The 20,369-nt window shown below is 68.0% G+C and carries 18 protein-coding genes; 15 read left to right on the top strand and 3 right to left on the bottom strand.

Annotated elements, in window-relative coordinates:
- The first annotated feature begins 16 nt into the window (after positions 1-16).
- The 13 genes from K32_RS03955 (at position 17) to K32_RS03895 (ending at position 13,874) form a co-directional block, all read left to right on the top strand.
- Positions 17-1,663 carry an ABC transporter substrate-binding protein gene (locus tag K32_RS03955; protein WP_201402776.1) on the top strand — a complete coding sequence of 549 codons (1,647 nt, stop codon included), beginning with the start codon at positions 17-19 and terminating at the stop codon, positions 1,661-1,663.
- Positions 1,660-2,640 carry an ABC transporter permease gene (locus tag K32_RS03950; RefSeq protein WP_201402775.1) on the top strand — a complete coding sequence of 327 codons (981 nt, stop codon included), beginning with the start codon at positions 1,660-1,662 and terminating at the stop codon, positions 2,638-2,640. Before K32_RS03955 ends, K32_RS03950 begins: the two co-directional genes overlap by 4 nt.
- Positions 2,637-3,500, top strand: a complete 864-nt coding sequence (locus K32_RS03945; RefSeq protein ID WP_201402774.1) for an ABC transporter permease — start codon at positions 2,637-2,639, stop codon at positions 3,498-3,500. Before K32_RS03950 ends, K32_RS03945 begins: the two co-directional genes overlap by 4 nt.
- Positions 3,497-5,155, top strand: coding sequence for an ABC transporter ATP-binding protein (locus K32_RS03940; protein ID WP_201402773.1), 1,659 nt, complete (start codon positions 3,497-3,499; stop codon positions 5,153-5,155). Before K32_RS03945 ends, K32_RS03940 begins: the two co-directional genes overlap by 4 nt.
- A 235-nt stretch (positions 5,156-5,390) precedes the next feature.
- A complete protein-coding gene (thiM, locus tag K32_RS03935; protein WP_201402772.1) occupies positions 5,391-6,176 on the top strand; it encodes a hydroxyethylthiazole kinase in 786 nt (261 codons plus the stop codon).
- Positions 6,177-6,192: 16 nt separating this feature from the next.
- On the top strand, positions 6,193-7,026 hold the full coding sequence (locus K32_RS03930) for an ABC transporter permease (protein WP_201402771.1): 834 nt from the start codon (positions 6,193-6,195) through the stop codon (positions 7,024-7,026).
- Positions 7,027-7,082: 56 nt separating this feature from the next.
- Entirely contained in the window at positions 7,083-8,045 is a 963-nt protein-coding gene (locus K32_RS03925) for an ABC transporter substrate-binding protein (RefSeq protein WP_201402770.1), read from the top strand.
- Positions 8,046-8,068: 23 nt separating this feature from the next.
- Positions 8,069-8,773: an ABC transporter ATP-binding protein gene (locus tag K32_RS03920; protein ID WP_201402769.1), complete on the top strand. Its 705-nt coding sequence runs from the start codon at positions 8,069-8,071 to the stop codon at positions 8,771-8,773.
- Positions 8,774-8,810: 37 nt separating this feature from the next.
- Positions 8,811-10,160, top strand: a complete 1,350-nt coding sequence (locus K32_RS03915) for an LLM class flavin-dependent oxidoreductase (protein ID WP_201402768.1) — start codon at positions 8,811-8,813, stop codon at positions 10,158-10,160.
- Between the two features lie 213 nt (positions 10,161-10,373).
- Positions 10,374-11,216: a MetQ/NlpA family ABC transporter substrate-binding protein gene (locus tag K32_RS03910; protein ID WP_201402767.1), complete on the top strand. Its 843-nt coding sequence runs from the start codon at positions 10,374-10,376 to the stop codon at positions 11,214-11,216.
- 103 nt (positions 11,217-11,319) lie between these two features.
- Positions 11,320-12,414, top strand: coding sequence for a methionine ABC transporter ATP-binding protein (locus tag K32_RS03905; protein WP_201402766.1), 1,095 nt, complete (start codon positions 11,320-11,322; stop codon positions 12,412-12,414).
- A complete protein-coding gene (locus K32_RS03900) occupies positions 12,395-13,048 on the top strand; it encodes a methionine ABC transporter permease (protein WP_201402765.1) in 654 nt (217 codons plus the stop codon). The genes K32_RS03905 and K32_RS03900 overlap by 20 nt, the downstream gene beginning before the upstream one ends.
- Positions 13,049-13,130: 82 nt before the next feature.
- Positions 13,131-13,874: an SDR family oxidoreductase gene (locus K32_RS03895; protein ID WP_201402764.1), complete on the top strand. Its 744-nt coding sequence runs from the start codon at positions 13,131-13,133 to the stop codon at positions 13,872-13,874.
- Between the two features lie 41 nt (positions 13,875-13,915).
- Here K32_RS03895 and K32_RS03890 read toward each other — a convergent pair whose 3' ends face one another.
- The 3 genes from K32_RS03890 to K32_RS03880 all read right to left on the bottom strand — a co-directional run bounded on the left by K32_RS03890 (position 13,916) and on the right by K32_RS03880 (position 17,511).
- Entirely contained in the window at positions 13,916-15,415 is a 1,500-nt protein-coding gene (locus tag K32_RS03890; protein WP_201402763.1) for a GMC family oxidoreductase, read from the bottom strand.
- A 29-nt stretch (positions 15,416-15,444) separates the two neighbouring features.
- Positions 15,445-16,263 (bottom strand): SDR family NAD(P)-dependent oxidoreductase, encoded by an 819-nt coding sequence (locus K32_RS03885; RefSeq protein WP_201402762.1) that lies wholly within the window; start codon positions 16,261-16,263, stop codon positions 15,445-15,447.
- Between the two features lie 141 nt (positions 16,264-16,404).
- Positions 16,405-17,511 carry a M14-type cytosolic carboxypeptidase gene (locus K32_RS03880; protein WP_201402761.1) on the bottom strand — a complete coding sequence of 369 codons (1,107 nt, stop codon included), beginning with the start codon at positions 17,509-17,511 and terminating at the stop codon, positions 16,405-16,407.
- Positions 17,512-17,917: 406 nt separating this feature from the next.
- Here K32_RS03880 and K32_RS03875 point away from each other — a divergent pair, with 406 nt between their 5' ends.
- Complete coding sequence (locus K32_RS03875) at positions 17,918-19,420, top strand: ABC transporter substrate-binding protein (protein WP_201402760.1); 1,503 nt, start codon at positions 17,918-17,920, stop codon at positions 19,418-19,420.
- A gap of 45 nt (positions 19,421-19,465) precedes the next feature.
- Positions 19,466-20,368, top strand: a complete 903-nt coding sequence (locus K32_RS03870) for an ABC transporter permease (protein WP_201402759.1) — start codon at positions 19,466-19,468, stop codon at positions 20,366-20,368.
- Position 20,369 lies beyond the last annotated feature (1 nt).

The following is a 20,369-nucleotide window of genomic DNA, read 5'->3' as shown; positions in this document are numbered from 1 at the left end:
AAAGGACGATTCCAGCATGAAACGCATTTCTCGCCGCGCTTCGGTTGCGCGCGGTTCCACGGCTATCGCCACGCTCTTGCTGCTCGCCGGCGGCATTTCCCAGGCGGCGGCCGACGAGACGACGCCGGTCAAGGGCGGCACGCTGATCTACGCGACGGACCGCGAACCGACCTGCCTCGATCCGCATGTCGACGGCGACATGCCGCAGGTCTTCATCGCGCAGCAATACACGGACTCGCTGGTCTCGCAGGACAAGCAGGGCCGGATCGGTCCGTGGCTCGCCAAGAGCTGGACCATCTCGCCGGACGGCAAGACCTACACCTTCAAGCTCCGCGACGACGTCACCTTCACCAATGGCGAGAAGTTCAATTCGGCCGCGCTGAAGGCGAACCTCGACCACATCAAGAACCCGGCGACGCAATCCTCGACCGCCGGCGGCTACATCCAGCAATATGTGAACACCGAGACGCCGGACGAGTTCACCGCCGTCGTCCACCTTTCCAAGCCCTATGCGGCGTTCCTGGAGGTGCTGGCGCAGGGCTTCCTCGGCATCCAGGCGCCGGCGGCGCTGGCCCGCGAGCGCAACGTCAATTGCGAGAGCCCCATCGGCTCCGGACCGTTCAAGGTGGTGAAGTGGGACCGCCAGAGCGAAATCGTCCTGGAGCGCAATCCCGACTACAACTGGGCGCCGCCGACGGCCGACCATCAGGGCCCGGCCTATCTCGACAAGATCGTCTGGAAGATCATTCCGGAGCCCTCGGTCCGCTACGCGTCGCTGGCGAGCGGCGATGTCGACGTGATCGAGGCCGTGCCGCCGGAATCGGAAGCCGAGGCCGAGCAGAACCCGGACCTGAAGCTCATTGTCGCCGATCGCCCCGGCAATCCGACCAACGGCAACATCAACATCACGCGCGCGCCCTTCGACGACATCCGCGTCCGCGAGGCGTTCATCCGCTCGGCCGATATCCCGGCCGCGCTCGACAGCGTCTTCTTCGGCCGCTACCACCGCGCGCCGGGTCCGCTCAGCGCCGTGACGCCATTCGCCACGGCCGACTTCCAGCATCTCTATGACCACGATTCCGAGCGCGCCAACAAGCTGCTCGACGAGGCGGGCTGGACCGAGCGCGACGCCTCCGGCATCCGCACCAAGGACGGCAAGAAGCTGACCGTCCACATCCCGCTCGGCGACTTCCAGGGCCCGGCCGATCGCTCGCTCTGGGAGCAGATCCAGGCGACGGCCGGCGAGGTCGGCTTCGACGTCCAGCTGGAATCGGTCGGCTTCTCGGAGTGGCTCGATCGCGACTCGCGCTGGGACTATGACGTGATCGGCGCCTATTGGAACACCAACACCGCCGACGTGCTGCGCATCGTGCTGAGCTCCGAGTTCATCGGCGCGGCGGGCTCGGGCGGCTACCACCAGAACGGCACCGGCTTCAAGAACGCGGAGTTCGACGCGACGGTGGCGAAGGCGCTGGAGACGCAGGACGAGGCGCCGCGCCGCGACCTCTACTACCAGGCGCAGAAGATCGTCGCCTCCAACTTCCTCCAGCTCCTGACCTATCCGCAGAGCACGCGCCTCGGCGTCTACAAGACCGCACATGGCGTCCGGCTCGAACCGTCGCTGTCGGTGACGACGCTCTACGACGCCTGGGTCAGCAAATGAGCGCGGGCGTCCTGGCTCTCCCATCCGGTGACGGCCTGCGACGCATCGGCCAGCGCGTGGCGATCCGCGCGCTGGTCGGAATCCTCGTGCTGCTGGCGTCGGCGACCGTGACCTTCTTCGCGCTGAAGCTGACGCCGGGCGATCCCGTCCGCGCCGTTCTGGGCGGCCCGACCGCCAACCCCAGCCCCGAGACGATCGCCGCGACGATCCGTGAGCTCGGGCTCGACCGGCCGCTGCACGTCCAGTACGGCCTCTATCTGCAGCGGCTGGTCACCGGCAATCTCGGCATCTCCTTCTCGCAGCGCCAGCCGGTGGTCCGCGTCATCGCGGAACAGATCGGCCCGACGCTGCAATTGACGGCGTCGGCGCTGGTCGTCGCCTGGGCCCTGGCGCTTGCCTCCGTCATCGGCACGACGCGACGCAACCGCCTCCTCAGCGCCCTCGGCTCCGGATTGGAGGCGGTGGCAGCGGCGCTGCCGCAGTTCTGGCTGGCGCTGGTCCTGCTCGCGGTGTTCGCCTTCGGGCTGAAGTGGTTTCCGCCACAGAGCCGCGACGGCTTCGCCGACCTCGTCCTGCCGACGCTGGCGCTTGCCATCCCGCTTGCCGGCTTCCTGGCGCAGGTGACGCGGGAATCCTTGGAACTCGCGCTCGACCAGCCCTTCATCCTGTCGGCGCGGACGCGCGGCCTGTCCGACCTCGCGGTGCGGCTGCGCCATGCGCTCCGCCACGCCGTCCTCCCCGGCATCAGCCTCTCGGCCTGGGCGGTGGGGTCGCTGATCGGCAACGCCGTGCTGGTCGAGGTGATCTTCTCGCGGCAGGGGCTCGGCCGCGTCCTCTATCAGGCCGTTTCGCGCCAGGACATGCCGCTGACGATCGGCGTCACGCTGGTGGTGACCATCGTCTACATCCTCGCCAGCACCGTCGCCGACCTGCTGTTCGTCCTCGTCGATCCCCGTATCAAGGCAGCCACGCGATGAGCTTTTCCGACGCTTTATCGATCCGTCCCGGCGCCTGGCGATTTCCGGCCCTCCGGCTGCCTCCGCTGGGCGCGGTTCTCGCAGGCCTCTTCCTGGTCGCGCTGGCGCTCGCCGCCATCGAGCCGCGGCTCTTCACCGCCGCCAATCCGCTGGCGATCGCGCCGCGCGAGGCCTTCCAGCCGCCGAGCTCAGCGCACTTCTTCGGCACGGACCAATCCGGCCGGGACATCTTTACCCGCGTGATCTACGGGGCCCGGCAATCCCTGCTGCTCGGCATCGGCGCCGTGGCGCTGTCGATGAGCCTGGCGATCGTCCTCGGACTGATCGGCGGGCTGGGCGGGCGCTTCGCCGAGCGCGCCGTGTCGTGGCTGCTCGACGTGTTGTTCTCCTTTCCGACGCTGGTTTTGGCGCTCCTGTTCGCGGCGCAGCTCGGCAGCGGCATCGGGCCGCTGATCATCGCGACCGGCATCGGCACCGCGCCCGGCTATGCCCGCATGGTGCTCGGCCAGGTCATCACGGCGCGCAACGCCGGCTATGTCGAGGCGGCCCGGGCGCTCGGCCATCCACCGCTCCGCACCATCGCGCGGCAGATCCTGCCCAACGCCATGCGGCCGCTGATCGTCGCCATCACCATGGGGATCGGCCAGGCGATCGTCTGGTCCTCGGCGCTCTCCTTCCTCGGCCTCGGCGCCAAGCCGCCGGCAGCGGAATGGGGAACCATGCTCGCCATGGGCCGCGACTTCGTGCAGCGCGCCTGGTGGCTGACCTTCTTCCCCGGCCTCTTCATCGTGCTGACGACACTCGCCACCACCGTCTTCGGCCGCTATCTGCAGCGCCGGCTGGAAGGACGCGGCGCATGACCGGCCATTCCCTCACCGTCGAAAACCTCTCGGTCGAGCTCGGCCGTGGTGCGAACCGCAAGCGGGTCGTCCATGGCGTCTCCTTCACCGTCGAGCCCGGCAAGGCGGTGGCGCTGGTCGGCGAATCCGGCTCCGGCAAGAGCGTCACGGCGCGCACGCTGGTCGGACTGGCGGGCGCCGGCGCCGGCATATCGGCGACGCGGCTGCACTATGGCGACACCGACCTCCGTTCCCTGAGCGACCGGCAATGGCGCCAGTTGCGCGGCAAGGATATCGGCTTCGTGCTGCAGGATGCGCTCGTCTCGCTCGATCCGCTCCGCGCCGTCGGCGACGAACTGATCGAGGCGCTCTCGGCGCATGGCTGGGGCACGCGCGAGACCCGGCGCCAGCGGATGCTGGAACTGCTCGACCTCGTCGGCATTCCGGAGCCGCATCTGCGCGCCCGGCAGCGGCCCGACCAGCTTTCCGGCGGCCTGCGCCAGCGCGCCCTGATCGCCACCGCGCTCGCGCTCGACCCGGCTGTTGTCATCGCTGACGAGCCGACCACGGCGCTCGACACGACCGTGCAGGCGCAGATCCTGAACGTGCTGGAGGCGGTGAAGCAACGCGGCAAGGGCCTGCTCATCATCAGCCACGACCTCGCCGTCGTCTCGCGGATCGCCGACGAGGTGGTGGTGATGCATCAGGGCGAGGTGGTCGAGCAGGGCCCGACCGACATCGTGCTTGGCCAACCGTCGCACGCCTATACTCGCCTGCTGCTCGGCTCGGTGCCCGGCGCGCGGCCGCACCGGTCGCGCGTTCCCGCCGAAGCCAACGCGGCGCCAGCCCCGGTCGTTCTGGAAGCGTCGAAGCTGTCCAAGACCTATATCGGTCCGGACCGTCGCGATCGCCGTGTCGTCGACGACGTCAGCTTCTCGCTTCGCGCCGGCCAGACCCTCGGCATCGTTGGCGAATCCGGCTCCGGCAAGACGACGGCGGCGCGGATCGCGCTCGGCCTGGTCGGGCCGGATGGCGGCGAAGTGCGCTTCGACGGACGGCCCTGGAACGGCGCCGGCAGGGAGGCCGTGTCCGAACGCGCGCGGCGTCCGCAACGGCCGCGCTTCAGCGTGATCTACCAGGATCCGCTCAGTTCCTTCGATCCGCGCTGGAATGTCGGCCGGATCCTCTCCGATGCGCTCGACGCCGGCGGCCTGCCCCGCGGCCAGCACGCCGAGCGGATCGCGTCGCTCCTGGAAAAGGTGCGCCTTTCGCCCGATTACGCCGGGCGGTGGCCGCTGCAGCTCTCCGGCGGGCAGCGCCAGCGCATCGCGATCGCCCGCGCCATCGCCTCGAACCCCAAGGTGATCGTCTGCGACGAACCGGTTTCGGCGCTCGACGTCTCCGTCCAGGCGCAGGTGCTCGATCTCCTGCGCGAATTGCAGGACGAACTGGGCGTCTCCTACCTGTTCATCTCGCACGACCTCGGCGTCATCCGCGAGATCAGCGACGAGGTTCTGGTGATGCTGGACGGCAAGGTCGTCGAGCGCGGCGCGACGGAAGCGCTGTTCGCCAATCCCCAGCACGCCTTCACCCGCCGCCTGCTGGCCTCGGCGCCGCATCTCCCCAAACTCGATGTGCAGACGCGCGCAAGCGAGCTCGAACCGTCGGCGGCGTAGATCCGGCGCGAGGCCCCGCGAAGATCCAGAAATGATATTTCCCGCTTGTCAGCCGGCGCGAAATAGCATGTGCCTTTCGCTTGATATTTCAGCGCGTTACGGCGTTTCGGCCGCCCGCCAAACTCCATAAGCTGGCGACCGTTTCTTCCCGAGGAGCCCGCGTCAACAGCGGCTCCCGGAGAACCCATCGCGCCTCCCGAACCCATGGTCGGAGGCCTGCTCGAGATCGAGAACCATGACCTCCCAGACCTGGCCCGCCCCCGCCATCGCATCCGACCTGCGCGCCGTCCGCGCCGCTTCGCCGCTGGTCTTCGGCCTCACCAACTACATCGCCGCGCCGTTGAGCGCGAACGTGCTGCTCGCGGTCGGCGCGTCGCCCGCCATCGGCGGGATGCCCTCGGCGGCCGAGCATTTCGCCGGCATCGCGCAGGGCGTCTGGATCAACCTGGCAGCGCTGGTGGCCGACGATCCGGCAATCCTGCTGGCAGTCGCAAAGGCCGCCTCGGCCAAGCAGACGCCCTGGGTGCTGGATCCGGTGACGGTCGGCGCCGGCGCGACGGCGAATGACCGCCTCGCGGCCGAGCTGGTTGAGCTCCGCCCCGGCGTCGTGCGCGGCAATGCCAGCGAGGTGATCGCGCTCGCGGGTGGCGAGGGCGGCACCAAGGGCGTGGATTCGACCGCCAGCCCGGAAGAGGCCATCCCCTTCGCGCAGAGCCTCGCCAAGAAGACCGGCGGCATCGTCGCCGTCAGCGGCCCGACCGACTACATCACCGATGGCGAAACCGTCGTCTCGGTGCCGGGCGGCCACGTCAATCTCACCCGCGTGACCGGCACGGGATGCAGTCTCGGAGCCCTAGTGGCAGCGTTTGCGGGGGTTGTGCCGGACCGGCTTCAGGCGGCAGTATCCGCCCATGCGGTTCTCGCCGTGGCCGCCGAGCGGGCCGCGGCGATCGCGCCGGGAACCGGCTCGTTCTCGGTCGCGCTGCTGGATCAGTTGTCGCTGCTCGATCCCGCGGCCTGAGACGATTACCGAACCCATGAGCGCCGAGACCGAGACGTTGCGGCAGGCCGGCTTCGCCGGGCCTTCGCCGCGCGGACGCAGAGCCAGCCTTGCTAGGGGCCTCCTGCTCCCCTGGCTCAGCCCGATTGCCATCCTGCTGGTCTGGTGGTTCGTGTCGGCCATCGGCCTCGTCGGACCGAAGGCGCTTCCCTCGCCGGTGCAGGTCATCGCGGCCGGCTGGGAGCTGACGCTGAACGGCAAGCTGCCGCAGGCGCTTGTCGCCAGCCTCGCCCGGGTGCTCGCCGGTACTCTGCTCGGCGTCGCGCTCGGCCTCGCCGCCGGGCTGCTCGCCGGCTACTACCGGGTCGCCCAGATCGCGGTCGACAAGCCGCTGCAGATGCTGCGCGCTGTGCCGTTCAACGCGCTGGTGCCGCTCTTCATCGTCGCCTTCGGCATCGGCGAATGGATGAAGGTGTCGCTGATCGCCGTCGGCGTGCTGGTGCCAATCTATTTGAACACCTTCGCCGGTGTGCGCAATGTCGACAGCAAGCTGGTCGAGGTCGGGCTGGTCTACCGGGTGCCGAGGCGCCTGATCGCCACCAAGATCCTGTTCCTCGGCGCGCTGCCCTCGATCCTGACCGGCCTGCGCTTCTCGCTCGCCATCGCCTGGATCGCGCTCGTCACCAGCGAGACCGTCAACGCCAATGCCGGCATCGGCTTCATCCTGGCGCAGGCGCAACGCTTCGTGCGGACCGACCAGGTCTTCCTCTGCATCGTCATCTACGCGCTGCTCGGCATCCTCACCGACTATCTGGTCCGCCTGCTGGAGGGTCGCCTCCTCGCCTGGCGCAACAGCTATGACGGGCGCTGATCGCGATCGACTGCCAAACCCTCCTCCCTGCCTCCCCTCCCTCCAAGGACGACATGATGTTCCATTCGAATTTCAGCCTCCGCCGCGTGGCCGTCGCGGCCTCGCTCTGGCTGCTCTTCTCCGGCGGCGTGGCGCTGGCCGAGGACGCGGTGACGTTTCGCGCGGCCTTCCTGCCGACCGCCAACTACCTGACGACCATCCGCACCACGGGCATCCTCGAGAAGGAACTCGCCAAGGTCGGCGCCAAGGCCGAGTTCATCGGCCCGCTCGATCCGTTCTCGGCCTACAACGCCGTCACCTCCGGCAGCGCCGACGCCTCGTCGACGGGCACGGGCTATTTCGTCAATCTCTCGGCGCAGAAGAGCGACTGGGTGGCGTTCGCGCTGGAGAAATATTCGGGCAACAGCCAGGGCGTCGTCGCGGCGCCGGGTTCGGGCGTCACCTCGCTTAAGGATCTCTACGGCAAGAAGGTCGGCATCGATAACCCCGGCGCGACCGGCGACTACGTCCTCAACCTCGCCTTCAAGGAAGCCGGGCTGGACATCTCGAAGGTCGAGAAGGTCACGCTGGACACGTCGAGCTTCGCCAGCGCCTTCGCCAGCGGCCAGGTCGCGGCGATCTCGAGCTATGACCAGAACTTCGCCAACGCCGTCGCGACGGAAGGCTCCAAGGTGCTGGTGACCGCCGACCAGCTGCCGACCGCCAACTGGTCGATCCACATCGTCAGCCGCGAATTCGCCGAGAAGCACCATGAGGCGCTGAAGGCCGTCTATGACGGACTGGTCGAGGAGGCCGCACGCGCCCACGCGAACCCGGCGCTGATCCCCGACGCCTATCGCGAGTTCGGCGCCTCGGAAGAGCTCGCCAAGGTGGTCGCCGGCTTCGACACGCCGAAGATCCTGCCGCTGGACGCTGCCGCCGTGGCCGATCTGAACCGCCTCGGCCAGCAATATGTCGAGTTCGGCTTCATCGAGAAGGCGCCCGACATCGCGAACTACGTCGTCGACCTGTCGAAGTAGTCTGATTACCGAAAGTCCCTGCCGTGCCCGAAATCAGGCTTGAGCGCATCTCGAAGCGCTTCGACGATGCGCCCGTTCTCGATGGGATCGATCTCGTCATCCCGAAGGGCGAGTTCATCGCCATCGTCGGCCGCTCGGGCTCCGGCAAATCGACCTTGCTGCGCATCATCGCCGGACTGGAGCAGGCCTCGTCGGGCAAGCTCCAGTCCACCGACCGGCTCGCCGTCGCCTTCCAGGAGGCGCGGCTGATGCCGTGGCTCAAGGTGGCGGAGAATGTCGGTTTCGGACTGCCGGCGAAGGGCCGGGCCCGCATCGTCGCCGACGCGCTCGGCGAGGTCGGCCTCGCCGGCAAGGCCGCCTCCTGGCCGCTGACCCTTTCCGGCGGCCAGGCCCAGCGCGTCTCGCTGGCGCGCGCTCTCGTCCGCCAACCCGAGGTTCTGCTGCTCGACGAACCGTTCGGCGCGCTCGACGCGCTGACCAAGCTCGAGATGCAGAACCTCGTCGGCACGCTCTGGCGCGCCCATGGCTGGACGGTCGTCATGGTCACGCATGACGTCGCCGAAGCGGTCCGGCTCGCCGACCGCGTCATCGTGCTCGACGGCGGCCGGATCTCCGAGACCGTTGCGATCTCGGGCCGCGGCCCGCGCAGTCCGGAGGACGGCCATCTCGCCGCCCTCGAAGCCCAGTTGCTGCGCCATCTCGGCGTGCCGCTGCCGGCCCATTCGTAAAAATACCTCCCTGCCCCTGCTCTCCCCCGGAATCATCATGCCCCGTACCCGCCCCGGACAGATCCATCTCGCCGCCTTCATGAACGCCGGACCCGGCGGCGTCGGCTCGTGGCGCCACCCGGATGCGGAATCCGGCTGGTTCTCGCCGGCCTTCTACCAGAAGGTCGGCCGCATCCTCGAAGCGGCGCGGTTCGACTTCGTCTTCTTCGCCGACAGCCTCGGCATCCCGAGAAGCTTCGGCAACAGCATCGAAAACCACGTGCATTACGGCGTCGGCACGCCGCGGCTGGACCCGATCCCGGTCATCGCGCAGATCGCGGCGGCGACCGAGCATCTCGGCGTCGGCGCGACGCTCTCGACCGGCTATCAGCAGCCCTTCAACGCCGCGCGCACCTTCTCATCGCTCGACCATCTGACGGCCGGCCGCGCCGGCTGGAACGTCGTCACCTCGTTCCAGGACGCGGAGGCGCTGAATTTCGGCAACGAGAAGCTGCCCGGGCGAACCGAGCGCTACCAGCGCGCCGACGAGTTCCTCGAGGTCACGGCCAAGCTCTGGGACAGCTGGCAGGACGGCGCGCTGAAGCTCGACAAGGCGAGCGGCGATTTCGCCGATCCGGCCAAGGTCGCCTCGATCGACCACCAGGGCCGGCATTTCCAGGTGCAGGGCCCGCTCAGCCTGCCGCGCTCGCCGCAGGGCTATCCCGTCATCATCCAGGCCGGCTCGTCGCCGGATGGCCGCGACTTCGCCGCGCGCTGGGCCGACGTGATCTTCTGCAGCCACGCTTCGATCGATTCCGCCATCGCCTTCTTTGCCGACGTGAAATCGCTGGCGGTCAAATACGGCCGCGATCCCGACCACATCAAGATCCTGCCGGCGGTGACGCCGATCGTTGGCGCGACCGAGGAAGAGGCCGAGGCGCGAAAGCGCGAGTTCGAGGAGCTGGTGCCGGCGGAGGCCGGCCTCGCCCGCCTCTCCTATCATATCGACGTCGACCTCTCGCAGTTCGACCTCGACAAGCCGCTGCCGCCGCTCGACGTCAAGGGCGTCTATGGCCACTACCGCGAGGTACTCGAGGTCGCGACGCGCGAGAAGCTCACCGTCCGGCAACTCGGCAAATGGTATGGCGCCCGCACCGAGGGCGATCTCGTCGGCACGCCGGCGGTGATCGCCGACCGGATGGAGGAGTGGTTCGACCGCCACGCGGCGGACGGTTTCATGATCGTGCCGGCCCATGTGCCGGCCGCCTTCGAGCAGTTCGCCGAGCATGTCGTGCCGGAACTGCAGCGGCGCGGGCTGTTCCGCGAGCAGTATGAAGGGGCGACATTGCGCGAAAACCTCGGCGTGCCCCGGCCCGAAGCGGGCGCGTGGAAATCCCGGCTTCGGTAGATCGGGGCGCGCTTCCGGCTTCTCGACGGGAGAAGCCGGAAGCGCGGGTCGAGACATTTAATTCCGCTGCACCGCACACCGGCATGCCGGCTTTTCCCGCGCGGCAGGAATGGAGGCAACCCGATCCCTCGAAAAAGCACGGTCGACTGGTGAGAATTTAGGCATTCGCGATTGCCAGCCGATGTGGCATCGCCCGACCCTCGCAAGGAGACCATGATGAAGTTCAGCCTCAAAGCCGCACCGGCCACGCGCCGCACCCTGCTCGGCGCGCTCGCCGTCGCGCTCTCGCTCGGCAGCGTCTCGTTCGCTCCGACCGCCGCCAAGGCCGCCGAGGAGAAGGCGATCAAGGTCGGCATCATCGGCGGCGAGGACGAGGATCTCTGGCGGATCGTCGTCGAGGAAGGCAAAAAGCACGGTCTCGCCATCGAGACGGTCGTGTTCTCCGACTACACCCAGCCGAACGAGGCGCTGGAGCGCGGCGAGATCGACGCCAACGCCTTCCAGCACAAGCCCTATCTCGACAACCAGATCAAGACGCAGGGCTATCACATCACCCCGGTCGGCTACACCGCCGTCTGGCCGATCGGCCTCTATTCGCGCAAGTTCAAGTCGGTCGGCGACATCGCCGAGGGCGCCGTGATCGGCGTGCCGAACGATCCGTCGAACGAGGGCCGCGCGCTGCGCGTGCTGCAGGCCGAGGGCCTGATCAAGCTGAAGGACGGCACCGGCATTCTCGCCACCGCCGCCGACATCGTCGAAAATCCGAAGAAGCTCGAGATCAAGGAACTCGACGCCGGCATCGTCGGCCGCTCGATCGACGATCTCGACGCCGCCGTGGTCAACACCGACTGGGCGCTGAAGTCCGGCCTGAAGCCCGAGACCGACCGGATCGCGCAGGAATCGGCGAAGGACAATCCCTACAACAACTTCATCGCCGTGAAGAACGACCGCAAGGACGAAGCCTGGGTCAAGGATCTCGTCGCCTCCTACCAGAACGACCGCGTCAAGGACGGCATCGTGACGATCTACAAGGGCACCGGCCAGGCTGCCTGGTAAGCACCGGACGAGCGGGGCGGCGCGCCGATCCGGCAGCGCCGCCCCGATTTCATTCCGGCCTTCCCGACCCAGTCTTGCCCGCAAGGATCCGAGCTTCGAGCCCTTGAACAAACCGTTCCCCACCCTCGGCGCGCATGCGCCTCTCGACGACGTCGCCGCCGCGACGCCCCCCGTCGTCCGCCTCCGCCATGTCCGCCGCCGCTTCGGCGGCGTCGCCGCGCTCGACGACATTTCGCTCACTGTCCAGCCGGGCGAGATCCTCGGCATCATCGGACGAAGCGGCGCCGGCAAGTCGACCCTGATCCGCAGCATCAACGGTCTCGAAAAGGTCGATGACGGCACCGTCGAATTCGACGGCCAGGACATCACGCGGCTCAGCGAGACGGCCCTGCAGCCGGTGCGCCGGCGCATCGGCATGATCTTCCAGCATTTCAACCTGCTATCGGCCAAGACCGTCGCGGACAATATGGGCTTCCCGCTCAAGATCGCTGGCGAGACCCGCGCCGCGCGTCAGGCCCGCGTCGCCGAGCTCCTGGAGCTGACGGGCCTCCGCGACAAGGCGAACGCCTATCCGGCCCAGCTTTCCGGCGGCCAGAAGCAGCGCGTCGGCATCGCCCGCGCGCTCGCCGCCAAGCCGCTTCTCCTGCTCTCCGACGAGGCGACCTCTGCGCTCGATCCGGAGACGACCCATTCGATCCTGGAACTCCTGCGCGAGATCAACCGTCGCCTCGGCCTGACGATCGTTCTCATCACGCACGAGATGGAAGTGATCCGCGCGATCGCCGACCGGGTGATCGTGCTCGACCACGGCAAGATCGTCGAGGAAGGCGCCGTCGCGGAGGTTTTCGCCGCGCCGCGCTCGGAGACGACGAAGAGCCTGCTCCGCAGCCTGCGTCCGAGCCTCCCCGCCCATATCGCCGCCCGGATCAACGCCTCCGGCGGCGCCGAGATCGTGCTCCGGCTCGACGTCGCGGGCGAGGCGGCGCGCCGTCCGCTGCTCGCCGAGGCAGCGGCGGAGCTCGGGTTGCTGCCGCGTCTCCTGCATGGCGGCATCGACCATGTCCGCGACCAGCCGCTGGGCACGCTGTTCATCGCGGTGCCCGTCAGCGGCCCCGGCGACCGCGACCGCATCCTCCACCATTTCGACGGCAAGGTCTCCGGACTGGAAGTGCTCGGCTATGTCACCGATCCTGCTTAACCTCCTGCTTCGCTCGATCGTCGAAACCGTGATCATGACCGCCGCGTCGGGGCTGATCTCGCTCGTCATCGGCCTGCCGCTCGGCATCATCCTGATCGCCACCGACAAGGGCGGCCTGTTCGAAAGCCGGCCCGTCAACCTCGTGCTCGGCGGCCTCGTCAACGCCTTCCGCTCGATCCCCTTCATCATCCTGCTGGTGGCGCTGATCCCGCTCACGCGCCTGATCGTCGGCACCTCGATCGGCACCACGGCGGCCATCGTGCCGCTGTCGATCGCAGCCATCCCGTATTATGCGCGGATGGCGGCGGTATCGCTGCGCGAGGTCGACCGCGGCCTGATCGAGGCGGCCCGCTCGATCGGCGCGAGCCGCTGGACGATCATCCGCGAGGTCATCGTGCCGGAATCGCTGCCGGGCCTGACCGCCGGCTTCACGGTGACGCTGGTGACGCTGATCGGCGCCTCGGCTATGGCGGGCGCCGTCGGCGCCGGCGGCCTCGGCGATCTCGCGATCCGCTACGGCTACCAGCGCTTCGAGACCGGCGTGATGGTCGCGGTCGTCGCCGTACTGATCGTGCTCGTCTGCGGCATGCAGTGGGTCGGCGATCTCGTCACCCGCCGCGTCGACCACCGCTGATTTTCCGGTCGTCGCCCGACACCCTTGCTCTTCCGCCCGTTCCTTCGCTATCAGCGACGTTCATCTGGAAGGACGGAAGAGCATGAACAGTCTGGTTGGAAAAGTCGCCTGGATCACCGGCGCCGGCAGCGGGATCGGACAGGCGGTCGCGACCGCGCTCGCCGGCGCGGGCTGCACGGTCGTGCTGACCGGACGGCGTCCGGAAGCCCTCGAGCAGACGGCGAAGCGGATCGCCGAGAACGGCGGCACGAGCCTCGCCCGTTCCGGCGACCTGACGCAGCCGGAGACGGCCGGCGCGATCGTCGCCGAGATCGAGGAGCGGTTCGGCAGGCTTGACCTCCTCGTCAACAATGCCGGCGGCAACATCGTCGAACGCGCCTGGAAGGACCTGACGCCGGCCAGCATCGACACGCTGATCCACAGCAATCTCTCGGCCGCGTTCTATTGCGCCAGCGCCGCGATGCACCCGATGCGCAAGGCGCAGCAGGGCCAGCTGATCCATGTCGCGTCCTGGGCCGGCAAGTTCATCCACCCCGTCAGCGGCCCCGTCTACACGGCGGCGAAGCACGCGGTGGTGGCGATGAGCCAGAGCATCAACATGGAAGAATACAAGAACGGCATCCGCTCGACAGTCATCCTGCCGGCGGAAGTGGCGACGCCGATCCTCGACAAGCGGCCGGTGCCGCCCTCGGCGCAGGAGCGGGCCGAGATGCTGCAGCCGGCGGATCTCGCGTCGCTCGCCCTCTTCATCGCCACGCAGCCGGATTCGGTCTGCCTGAACGAGGTCGTTATTAGCGCCCGGCTGAACAAGTTCTACGAGCGGTAGGATCTTTCGAGGGCCGGCCTCGACGGGCCGGCCCTTTCCGATCAGGCGAGCGAGCGCGCGATCAGCGCGGCGGCGCGGTGGCCGATCATCATGCAGGTCGGCGCGATGTTGACGCTGACCATGGTCGGCATGATCGAAGCGTCGGCGACGCGGAGGCCCTGCACGCCGAGGACGCGCAGTTCCGGATCGACCACCGCCAGCGGGTCGCTCGCGTCGCCCATCTTGCAGGTGCCGCCCGGGTGATAGCCCGTCGTCACCGTCTCGCGGATGAAATCGGCGATCGCCTCGTCGCCCCGGCAATCCGCGCCGGGAGCGAGTTCCTCGCGCACCCAGCCGGCCATGGCCGGCGTCGCGAAGAGCCGGCGCGCGGCTTTGACGCCACCCACCATGATGCGCATGTCGTAGCCGTCGGGATCGCTGAAATAAGCGGGATCGACGGTGAGGTGCTGGGAGGGATCCGGCGACGCGAGCCGCACGCTGCCCTCGCTCTTCGCGCGGTTGACGGTGAAATAGGCGGCGAAGCCGAAGGGAGCGGACGGATATCCTGCCGGCGCCGTCTGCTGCTCGAACAGCTCCGGGCCGAGCTGGATCTCGATGTCGGGCCAGGGCGCGTCCGGCTCGACCCGCTCGAACAGCACGCCGGCATAGTTCCAGAGATCATCCTCCGGCAGGCTCCGCGTCGCCGCGATGTTCACGCAGGCCGCCGGATGGTCGAGCAGATGGCGCCCGACGCCGGGAAGATCCTGTCGCACCTCGATGCCGAATTGCTGGAGCTGCGCCGCCTCGCCGATGCCGGAATGCATCAGGAGCTTCGGCGTTTCCAGCGCGCCGGCGGAGAGGACGACCTCGCGCCGCGCCCGGATGATGCCGCGGCTGGTCTCGACGCCCACCACCCGATTGTCGGCGCCGAAGACGAGGCGCGTCACCGCCGTCTCGGTGAGGACGGTGAGATTAGCCGGAAGCGACGAGGGCGGCTGCAGGAAGACGACGGAAGTCGACTGCCGGTGCGCGCCGGACTTGCTCATCCGGTACTCGCCCATGCCCGCATCGAACGGCCGGCTGAAATCGACGCGCGGGAAGCCGGACTGCTCGGCCGCGTCGAACAGGACACGGCGGAAATCGCCATGGGTCGCGTGCGTCTCGATCCGGATCTTCGCCTCGAGCGCCTCGAAATGCCGGAAGATCGTCTCGGCGTCCCAGCCGGAAGCGCCGGCCGCGACCCAATCGTCGAAATCGGTCGCAGGCGGACGGAACCAGATGCAGGTGTTCTGCGACGTCGATCCGCCGAGCACGCGGCTGATCGGATAGCTGAAGCGCCCGTTGCCGCGCTCCGGCGGCACGATCGGGATCCGCGTGCCGAGCGGACCGGCGGGGATCTCGCGGTAGCGCCGGAAATCGAGCACTTCCTCGCGGCCCGCGTCGCTCGGCCCGATCTCGAGCAGGGCGACGCTGGCGCTCGTCTGGTCGGCGAGCGTCCGCGCCAGCACCGCGCCGGCGCCGCCGCCACCGACCACGACGATATCGAATTCGAGAGTTTCCATTCCAGCCTGTCTCATTTCCAGATCCGCGCTCAGGCCGAACGCTCGCGACGCCGGCGCTCAAACACCTCGCGCCGCACGCCGTCGAAATCGGTCGGCTGGCCGGTGCTGGCCGTCAGCCCGCCATCGGCGACGAGCGAGGCGCCGGTGATGAAGGACGCCTGGTCCGAGGCGAGGAACAGGATCGCCTCGGCGAGTTCCTCCGCCGTTCCCATCCGGCCGATTGCGCAGGCCTGGTCATAGGCCTCGAAGGCCTCGGGCGGCAGCGTCGCCAGCATCCGCTTGGAGGCGACGGGGCCCGGGCAGATCGCGTTGACGCGGATGCCGTTCAGCCCCTCTTCCCAGGCGAGCGACTGCGTCAGCGAGAGGATGCTGGCCTTGGCCGAGTTGTAGGCGGCCCAGCCGGGATCGCCCCGCAGGCCGGAGATGGAGGCCATGTTGACGATGCTGCCGCCGGTCCGCCGCATCACCGGCAACACTTCCTGGCAGGCGACGAGCGTGCTGCGGACGTTCAGCCTATAGAGACGATCCCAGACGGCGAGATCGATGTCGGCGACGAGGCCGGCCGCGCTGCCGCCGGCGACGTTGATCAGCACATCGACGCGCCCCGCCTGGTCCATCGAGGTCTTGAGGGCAGCGCGGAACTGGTCCTCGTCCAGCACGTCGGCTTCGATCGCCTGCACGCGGGCGCCCGAAGCGGCCAGCTCGTCCGCCAGATCGCGCGCGACATCCGCCTTGACGTCGAGCGCGAAGACGATGGCGCCCTCGGCCGCCAGCTGGCGCACGCAGGCGGCGCCCATGCCATCCGCGCCGCCGGAAACGATGGCGACCTTGTCCTGGAACCGAGCCATGTTCCGCTCCTTCTTGAATTGAATGCGCCGTATTCGGCGTCCGGAGAGGCCCCGGACCGGCGGCGACAAATGCAGATTATTCCGAATACCGCAACTGACTTCCAGAATATGCAACAGACACGAAGCGCTCTCCCGCCGCGACTAGAGCTCCAGCAGCGTGGCGGCCGCCGCTCGCCCCAGCGCCAGCGAGTGCTCCGGAGACCATATTCCGGACGCACCCGATGCGTCGCGATAGGCGCCGATCGGCAGTTCGAGCGTCATGGCCGTCGCCCCGAAGCGGCGCTCGACCGCCGGCGCGCACATGCCGGCGAGGAGATCCGGATGCGGCGGCTCGCTCCAGGGATAGCGCCGGCCGAAGGCGACATCGCCGGAGCGCCCGGCGAGGCCGCGCTCGAACCGCTCCCGCCGTCGCGAGAGAGGCGCCGCCGTCCCGAGCCACTCATCCAGCACATCGAGATAGACATAGCCGATCTCGAAATCGGTATGGACATCGAGCAGGGCGTCGACGCCGGTCCCGTCCATCGCCTGCCGCAGCGTGACGACTTCCGGGCACGGATCCCCCTGCCCGCCCCAATGGCGATTGGGATCCTGGCCTTGCGGATTGGCGCGGAGATGCCCGCGCCGCATGCCGCCCGGATTGGCGACCGGGACGACATGAAATCGCCGCCCAGCAGGAAGGCGATCCGCTTCGAGCAGAGCCTCGACGAGGCCCTCGGCGAACCAGAGCGCCGGATGCTCGTTGCCGTGCTGGCCGCACACGACCCAGATCTGCCGCGCGGAAGGGTCGGGATCGCCGAGCACCAGCCGCGTCGCCCGCCCCGACCGTTCGTCCTCGGACACGACCTCGCCAAAGCAGCTCGCGCCCACGCGCTGCCCCATTCGTGTCAGACGATCCTCTCCGAAGGGAGGGAACAAGGCATAGGTGGCCTCCCCTCCCGGCGCGGCATGCGGAAAGGAGAGTTTCGCGTCGGCATAGCGAGCGCGGATCGGCCGCCAGGCCTCTCCGGCAGGCTGGGCCCAGACAACGGCGTCTTCCCAGCCGCGTGGATAGGTCGACTGGCCGGCATTGCGTATGCGAATGCGCGGGACGGATGCGGCGTGAACGGAAAAATGGAACCATTGCAACGCCCCGATCCCGGGATCGGCCTCGATCTCGACATCGAGGGTTTCTCCGTCGAAGGGAGCGGCCAGCCGGCCATTGCCCGATGCCGGGACGGGCAGCAGATCCGCGAAGGCCTCGATCGTCATGCCGCTTTCCGAGCGCTCCCCACGATTTCCAGGCCGCGAAAACTACAGGCGGACGCGCCTGCCGGCGACGGAAATCCTCGGCCAAATGAGCATTTGGTCGGATTTGCCACGTCGGCCGCCAAGCGGAGCAATTCCGTTTTGGGGCGGCGTGTGGTTGAGGACGGATTGGCTTAACAGCGGGCGCCATCCAATCGTATCAATATGAAAGACAGTATTCCAAATAGTGAGATTACTGGCTAGCATCGGGATGCGGGAGATACGCCGGCAAAGCGCCGGCAACGATCCCATCGATGCTGCACCGAGAGATCACGCCAGTCGCGCGGCCAGGGTCGCGAGCTTATTAGGGGGTTGCATGCACGGGAAAGACGTTCTCCGGATCTCTCGCCGCCGGTTGATGACGGGCGCCATGGCCGCTTTGGCCGCCGCGCCCCTCTCCGCGGTCATTCCGGTCCCGAAGGCCTGGGCGCAGACCAAGACGCTCCGGATCGCGGCAGGCGAGGCGGACAACGCCACCGGCACGCTCGACCCCGCGAAGAGCACGAACGATCCGGATGCCGCCCGCACCAGCCTCGTCTTCGAGCGCCTGGTGGTGCTGGACGACACCTTCGCCGCCGTGCCCCAGCTCGCCAAGTCCTGGGAATCCAACGCGACCGGCGACGAGTGGACGTTCAAGCTGCAGGAGGGCGTCAAGTTCCACGACGGCGAGCCCCTGACCGCCAAGCACGTGATCTACACCTTCAAGCGGCTGCTCGATCCGAAGACCGCGTCGCCGGGCGCCTCCTCCATGGCGACCATCGATCCGGCCGCCATCACGGCGCTTGACGATCTCACAGTTCGCTTCAAGCTCAAGAAGCCGACCGTCGAGTTCCCCGAGCTCATCGCCAACCGCTTCACCTACATCCTCCGCGAGGGCCAGCCGGAATCCGAGCTCCGCACCGCGGCGATCGGCACCGGTCCGTTCAAGGTCCAGCGCTTCGTTCCCGGCGACGACGTCAGCACCTTCGTCAAGAACGAGAACTACTGGCGTCCGGGCCTGCCCAAGGTGGACGTCGTCGAGCTTCGCTCGATCCCCGAGGAATCCGCCCGTATCGCGGCGATCGAATCCGGCCAGATCGACCTCGTCTGGGATCTCGGCCGCGCCGGCGTCGCCGGGCTGCAGCAGAACCCCGACGTCAAGGTGGTGCGCACCCGGGCTCCCTTCGTGCTGACGCTGAGCGCCTGGGCCGATACGCCGCCCTTCGACGATGTCCGCGTCCGCCAGGCGATGAAGTATGTCGTCGATCGCGAGCAGATGCTGCAGCTGGTCCTGCGCGGCTACGGCAATATCGGCGACGACAATCCGGTGGCGCCGTGGGTCAAGTATGCCCTCGAGGCCAAGACCCGGGAGCGTGACGTCGAGAAGGCCAAGGCCCTGCTCGCCGAAGCCGGCCATCCGGACGGCATCGACATCGAGCTGTTCACCTCGGAGACGGTGCCCGGCTTCATCGAGATGGCGACGCTCTATCAGGCGATGGCCTCCGAGGCCGGCATTCGCGTCAAGATCAACAAGGCGCCCGCGAACGACTACTGGAGCGCGGTCTGGCTGAAGCAGCCCTTCATCTGCTCGTCCTGGTCGGGCCGTGGCGCCGACGACGCCCTCGCGGCGCCGTATCTCTCGACCTCGGAGTGGAACGAGACGCATTGGAAGCGTCCCGAGTTTGACGCCTTCATCGAGAAGGCGCGCGCGACGACGGACGTGGCCGAGCGGACCAAGCTGTACCAGCAGGCCCAGCAACTGCTGCGTGACGATGGCGGCGCCATCATCTCGATGTTCCCGGACGCACTGGCGGCGACGCGCGCCAACGTCTCCGGCTGGAAGCCGCATCCGCAGCAGTCCACCAAGGACTTCTCCCAGGTCGAGATCGGCTGACCCTTGTCGATGTCGAGGACAGTGCTGACACGGATCGGGATCGCTTTGATAAGCCTTCTCGCCGTGTCGGCGATCAACTTCTGGCTGGTCGAGATGCTGCCCGGCGACGCCGCCGAGCGCATTCTCGGCCGCAATGCGACGCCGGAAGGCCTGGCGCTCCTGCGCGAGCAGATGCACCTGCATCTGTCCGCGCCAGAGCGATACTGGTTGTGGCTGTCGAGCCTGATGAAAGGCGACCTCGGCACCTCGCTCGTCGCCGATCGGCCGGTGTTCGGCTACATCGCGTCGCGCGTCGCCAACACGGCGCTGCTGTCTGGCTTCGCGCTGCTTCTTTACATCCCGATCTCCATCTCGCTCGGCGTGATCACGGCGATCCACCGTGGCCGGATGGCCGACCATGTCATTTCAGGCATGGTCCTCGTCTTCATGTGCCTGCCGGAGTTCGTCATCGGGCTGCTGCTGATCTCGGTCTTCGCCATCAAGCTTTCCTGGCTGCCGCCGCTCGCGCTGATCGGCCAGGCGAAGAGCTTCGGCGAGCTGCTGCAGCTGATCGCCCTGCCGACGATCACCCTCGTCGCCGCGATGTCCGCCTATGCGGTCCGCATGATGCGCGAGAGCCTGATCGAGGTGCTCGATTCCAGCTATGTCCTGATGGCGCGGCTGAAGGGCATGCCGACCTGGCGCGTGCTGCTCTTTCACGCCCTGCCCAATGCACTGGGCCCGGCGATCAACATCACCGCCCTCAACGTCGCCTGGATGATCGGCGGCGTCGTGGTCGTCGAGGCCGTGTTCGAATTCCCCGGCATCGGCCGGCTGATGGTGGATTCGATCGGCCACAAGGACATTCCCGTCATCCTCGCCATCAGCATGATCATGACCGGCGCCTATATCGCGACCAATCTCGTCGCCGATCTCCTCATCATCCTGTTCAATCCGAAGCTCCGATAAC

Source organism: Kaistia sp. 32K (assembly GCF_016629525.1).
Lineage (GTDB): Bacteria > Pseudomonadota > Alphaproteobacteria > Rhizobiales > Kaistiaceae > Kaistia.
Note: the sequence above shows the minus strand (reverse complement) of the source record. Positions and strands in the feature narration are given on the sequence as shown.